Source organism: Actinophytocola sp., assembly GCF_035712165.1.
Classification (GTDB): domain Bacteria; phylum Actinomycetota; class Actinomycetes; order Mycobacteriales; family Pseudonocardiaceae; genus DASYTH01.
In genome coordinates this window covers 1-5,956 of sequence record NZ_DASTBH010000364.1, presented here as the reverse complement: position 1 = coordinate 5,956, position 5,956 = coordinate 1, and the positions used below count along the sequence as shown (strand labels likewise).

4 protein-coding genes are annotated in these 5,956 nt (G+C 69.6%); all 4 read right to left on the bottom strand.

From position 1 onward, the window contains the following. Window positions 1–1,489: sensor histidine kinase (locus VFO68_RS20120; protein ID WP_325159879.1), on the bottom strand; the 1,489-nt coding region annotated here is incomplete at its 3' end. Between the two features lie 79 nt (window positions 1,490–1,568). Next, window positions 1,569–3,065: a SagB family peptide dehydrogenase gene (locus VFO68_RS20115; RefSeq protein WP_325159878.1), complete on the bottom strand. Its 1,497-nt coding sequence runs from the start codon at window positions 3,063–3,065 to the stop codon at window positions 1,569–1,571. A gap of 44 nt (window positions 3,066–3,109) precedes the next feature. Further along, on the bottom strand, window positions 3,110–5,392 hold the full coding sequence (locus VFO68_RS20110) for a TOMM precursor leader peptide-binding protein (protein WP_325159877.1): 2,283 nt from the start codon (window positions 5,390–5,392) through the stop codon (window positions 3,110–3,112). A 17-nt stretch (window positions 5,393–5,409) separates the two neighbouring features. Next, complete coding sequence (locus VFO68_RS20105) at window positions 5,410–5,598, bottom strand: hypothetical protein (protein WP_325159876.1); 189 nt, start codon at window positions 5,596–5,598, stop codon at window positions 5,410–5,412. Window positions 5,599–5,956: the final 358 nt, after the last annotated feature.

Genomic DNA, 5,956 nt, shown 5'->3' with positions numbered 1-5,956 from the left:
ACACCAACGGCACCAACGCCAGCACCGTCTGCACCGTCAACAGCCCGTAGCTGCGCAGCGAACGTAGCTCCACCATCGGCCGGCTGAAGTGCAGCAACTGGATCGCCAACAGCGCCGTCAGGCAGCCGGTGCTCACGATGCGACCGGCGGTGTTGTGCATCGACAACAGGTAGAACAACCGCAGAAAGGCGGTGCAGTACATCAGGACCAACACAGTGCCCAGCAGCGCCTGCGCCTGCCCGGTGACCAGGCGGGACGCCGACGCGTGCGTCCCGGTCGGCGCGTCGGCGTCCGGCGCGGCCGACACCGGAACCGTCACGCGCAGCCGGAACCGGCCGTCCGGGTCGAGGCCGGCGGTCAACTCGCCACCCAACTCGCCGACCCGATTGGCCAGGGCGCCGATCCCGCTGCCGGCCCGGAACCCGGTGACGTCGGCGGGGTCCGCCCCGTCGTTGACGATGTCGAGGGAGACCTGGTTGCCGGACTGCCGCAGCTGGAACTCGCACCGTTCCGCCTCGCTGTGCCGCAGGATGTTGGTCGCGCCCTCGCGCAGCACCTCGGCGATCAGGCTGCGGATGGGTACCGGCAGTTCCGCGTGCTTGAGCTCCATCCGCACGTCGACGTCGGCCGCGGCGAGCACCGACGTGGCCGCCCGGGACGCCTCGTCGAGGTTCAGCTCCCGGTAGCCGCGGGCCACCGACCGCACGTCGGCCAACGCCCGCCGGGCGATGTCCAGCATCTCGGCCAGTTCGTGCCCGGCCCGGTCCGGGTCGCGTTCCAGCACCCGCCGGGCCAGCTCACCCTTCGGCGCGAGCTCGGACAACCGCTGGCCGAGCAGGTCGTGCAGGTCCCGGGTGAACCGCAACCGCTCGTGGGCCACCGCCGCCTTCGCCAGTTCGGTGCGCGCCGCGTGCAGTTCGGCGATCAGGCCGGCCAGCCGGCTCAGCCCGTAGACGCCCAGCGAGAACGCCAGAACGCTGATCCCGACGTAGATTCCGTCCCAGACGGAGCCGGACAGGACGGTGTCCCACCAGATGGTGCTGGCCACGATCAGGGCGACCAGGGTCCAGGCGAACGCCCTCGGCAACACCAGCAGCGCGGTGCCGGCGAGCAGGCTGGGCATGGCCAGCCACGAGTCGCTGTACTGCAGCACCGGCAGGTACACCAGGGCCGCCTGCAGGGCCAGCATCAGGTAGCTGGTCCTGGACCGCAGGTCCGTCCCGGGCCGGCTGAAGTAGAACACCTGAAGCCCGAGCAGGGCGGTCAGCACGCACACCGCGACCAGGACCGAGGGCAGGCTCTCCCCGGAGTCGATCACATAGAGCAGCGCGAGCCCGCAGAAGCAGAAGAACACCACGGCCACGATGAACCGGGCCATGGTCAGGGCGATCGGCGCCGGGCTCGGCAGCACCTCGGCGTCGGCCGGCTCGTCGAGATCGCGCGTGCCGGGCCGGGCCAGGTCTGGTTCGGTTCGAGCGGCCGAGGACATGCTGATCACCCGTCGTCTGCGAATCAAGTGCACTGGTGAGCTAATCGCCCCGAATACAACCCCTCGCAACTCTATCCGTTTAGGGCGAATGAGGTGCCATACGCCGGTATCCGATAATACAGTCGCCGACCCCGATCTCCGCTGGCCAGTCGAGCCGCAACGCCTTGTCGGTGACGTCCCCGGGCTCGACGGCCGGCACGCACGCCGCCAGTCCCATGGCGGTCGCGGCGAGGCACAGGGTCTGTTGCAATGCGCCGACATGGGTCAGCGCCAACGAATACGCAATCCCGCGATACATCCACGCCGACCGGGCCACCCGGGCGGTCAGCGTGATCAGCACCGGTGGGCGCTTGACGGTGCCGGTCGCGACGCTGGCCATGTCGAGGAGATCATCGAGCTCGGTCGCGGAGTCGTTGATCAGGGTGAGGGCGTGCTGCTGCGGGTCGTAGTGGTAGATGCCCCGGGACAGGCCGGCGCACCGGTGCAGGCTCACGTACAGCTCGAGCTCGTGCAGGCCGTGCACGCTCAGGTAGGGGCGGTCGGAGATCCGGTAGGTCACCTCGGCGCCGGCCGATGCCGGCGACACCGAGCGGATCCGGGCCGCGCGGAACAGCAGCTCGCCGACCTGCTCGGCGGACAGCTCCCGGTCGGAGAGGTCCTCGCACAGCCGGAAACCCTCGATCACCGCGGACAGTGACGGATCATGGGTCACCAGCTCGGGGGTCTGCGGGCGATACAGCGGGAACCTCGGCCCCGGCGGGACCGCCTTGACCAGCGGCGGCGACGGCAGCTTTCCGGCATGGGGGAACACCGCGCCGGTCGGGCCGCCGTGCCGGCCCATCCGGCTGCGGGCGTGGAACAGCAGATCGTGGTGCGACCAGGGGATCAGGTTCGGGTCCTCGTCCTCGGCGAACCGCGGCGCGCGGGTGTCCGGGTCCCACTCGGCGAACTGCACGATCCCGGTCGCGGCCAGGTAGGCGACCAGGTCGGCGACCACCGGCTCCTCGGCTCCCACCCGCAGGGCCAGCTCGCCGACCTTGATGGGCGCGCTCAGCCCGGCGGCGACGGCCGAGGCCAGGCTGCGGTGCAGGACGACCTCGAACGGGGACAGCGGCGACTCCAGCACCAGCTCGCCGTCCCGGGTGCGCATCGCGGCGAACCGGGACAGCCGCGCGGGCCGGGTCGGGTCCACCTCGCGCAGCTCGAACACGGCGTGGCGGGCGACCGGCGCCGCCGAGAGCACCGGTCCCTCACCGTCCGGCAGGCCCAGCGAGTGCACCACGGACCCGCTGAGCCGGTCGAGCACCCGCCACAGCTCGGCCCACTCCTCGGTCGACTGTGCGGGCGGCGCGTCCGGCCCGGTGGGTTCATCGGCCAGCAGGTTTCGCAGCGTGATCGGTCCAAAGGACATACGTCGCAACGACTCGCGCACGAGTTCGCCCGGATGGTCGATCCTCGTTTCCCCCCAACGGGTGACCACGATCAGCCGGTCTTCGTCCGCATGGGCCTCGACGAGCACATCCTCGCGCAGCGACCACAGCCGGATCCGCGCGGCCGAGCCCTCGCCGGACGCCATGGACAAAATCGCGCTCCTTGCGGTGATCATCACTACCCTCACCCTCAGAGAAACATGGGGATCGGATTCATCTTTTCCAACGGCGTCGGCTCGGCCAACCGGCCTAACCGAACGGGCACGTCATAAAGCCGTCCAGAACCCAGCCGCGCCCAGAAATGCCGCATTCCCGGGACGATCATCCGCACCACCGGAATGTCGACGTCCGGCCTGGTCTGGTTCAGGACCAGAACCTCGAGACCGCGCGACTCGATGCGTCGCGAGACGTCGTGCACCTCCGCCAGGATGTCCGGCTCCGGTGTGTACGCGTAGTCGCCCGGGATCCGCTGCCGCACCCGCGGGTCCGGCCTGAGATAGGGCTGGTTGGCCACGGTCGCCGTCCGCCACCAGTGCACCGCGTCCAGGTCTTGGCAGCGGTACCGGTCGCCCGAACCGCCGTCGATGATCTGTGGCATCAACTGGTTCAGCTCGGTCAGGGCCCGGTGCAGCGCGACCCGGGGGTCCAGGTGCGCGCCGAACCCGAACATGATGTCCTCTGCCGGCCCGGTCACGCACCTGGATGCGGCGACCATGACCGGGATGCCGAAGTCGGAGGTCACGTCGAGCACCCAGACCTCCCGGCCCAGCCCGGCGTACACCTCCCGCAGATCGTCGAGCCACGGATCGCCGAAGGAGTCCAGGTCCACGCCCGGCGCCCGGGTGCGGTTGTACCACCACAGTGCCACCGCGTCCCGCTCGACCAACTCCAGCAGGCCCTGCAGCGCGGCGTCCTCCAGGCTGCTGCCGGCCGCACAGCCGTTGCTGTCGGCGAAGAAGTAGTCGTGTCCCTGCTCGACCGGAGCGCCGAAGTACAGCAGGCCGGTCGGCAACAACCGGTGCCGCCGCTGGGTCAGTGACCAGACCGGGGTCCAGTCCACGTAGGCCCGCTCGTCGAACGGCTCGCAGACGTGTTGGAAGGCCGCGTGTTCGGCGTTCCAGGATTTCCGGTTCTGGTACTGCGTCTGGTGATAGAGCTGGACGTCGTTCGGGGCGATCGCCGCCTCGCCCAGCGAGCGCAGGCTGCCCCGGATGCGCAGTTCCTCTCCGGTGAAGGTGGTCGAGTACCGCTCGACCGCCTCGCACAGCGCGCCCACCCTGGCGTGCAGGGCGGTGGTTCCCTTGCCGCCGTTCTGCACCCGCAGCGCCGCCTGCAGGGCGTCCGGCCGTCCGCTCGTGGCTGCGGCGACGTTCGCGCCGGACCGGAACGAGTTGAAGAACTCGGGCCCGCGCTCGTCGCGCCTGATCTCCTTGACGATGCCGGTCACCGGGCTGATCAGGTGACCGTACCGGTCCAGCATCTGTTCGGGGGACAGCGAACGGTGCCCGCCACCGCCCTCGCCGGCCTTGCGGCGGGAGGTGAGCACGACCGGCCGGTGGGCCTGCTCCCGCACCAGCGACGGGTCGCCGCACACCACGCACTGCGGGCGGGCACGGACGGCGTGGTGCTCACCGCTGAGCGTCAAGCTGTTCAGCGTCCACACCGAACGCTGCCCCGGATGCCGGTAGCCGGCAAGCCATTTGGTCGCCTCCAAGGCGACCAGGTGCACCGCCGCGGCGTTCAGCGGCGGTAGGGACGCGACGGGATACGGCGCCGGACCCCGCCGGCCCAGGGCGTTCTGGGCGCACGCCTCGGCGGTTCGGTTTCCCCACAACCGAACGGCGAGGCAGTGCCAGCAGCCCGCTTCGGCCGGCTGGAAGACCGGACCGATCCACACCGTCGCACCGACCGGGTTGGCCAGCAGCCACGGCCGGTTGGCGGCCCGGTGCGCGGCGTCCACCGCGGCGAGTCCGGGGTTGAGATAGTCGTCGCACAACACCACCGACATCGTGGCCTGTCCCGGACCGGGATCGTCGTCGGGCAGGTCCGCGGTGACGGTCAGCCGCGCTGACCGCAGCGCGGTCAGCGCGGCTGTCCGGTCGACGTCGCCCACGGTCAGCAGCCGCAGCGTCGTGTTCGCGGTGCCGGCCACGGCGGCGGCCGCATCGACGCCGCTGGCGTCCCAGTAGGCGAGCGTGTTCTCGTCCGCAGTGGACGGAATCGGGGTGCGCAGCACAACCAGCCCCGCTTCGGCGAGTTGTGCGATCAGGGCCGCGACCTGTTGGGGTGCCATGTCGTCGGACAACATTTCCAGAACCGTCGCGAGGTTCCGGGTGCCGTCGAGCAGGTTGGCGAGTACCTCGATCCGTGAGCCCTTCAGCATTGTCACCCCATGCTCACTGAACAGGTACGCGCCCTTGCCGGTGGCCACCTCGGCACGCAGGTGCCGCTTGAAGCCGACCAGTTGGGCCATGGCGCCCCCCTCGGCCATTAGGCTGCCGACCTCTCGGTCTCCACAAGGATGGCGCCACTGGCGCAGGTGGCGGCGAACCAGTCCGTGCAGTCCTCGTTGGTCCAGTGGTCGAACCGCTCGATGGTGATCGCGTTCGGATCGTCGGGCGGGAAACCCAGGCTGGCTAACAGGTCTCGCACGTTGTTTTCGGCGACCAGCTTCAACATCAGAACTCCTGGGGTCGGGGCAAGGTTCTCTGACACCCGAATCGTGCTTTTTGTCACAGTCCCGCGGCCAGTGCCGACCTCATGGCTCAAACATGTTTTCTTCATACCTTGGCGAGCCCTTATTCAGGTTCGACCTGTGCGGCCCTCACTGCCCGACCGGGTGACGGTTCTGGGACCGTTGGCCTGCGGACAACCGCCAGCCGGGAGGAGGCCGTGATGCAGGTACAGGTGCTAGGGCCCCTGCTGGTCACGGAAAACGGACGCTCGATCACACCGACCGCCACCAAAGCCCGCCAGACACTGGCCATGCTTGCGTTGCACGCCGGGCAGGTGGTCCCAGTCTCCACCTTAGTCGAGG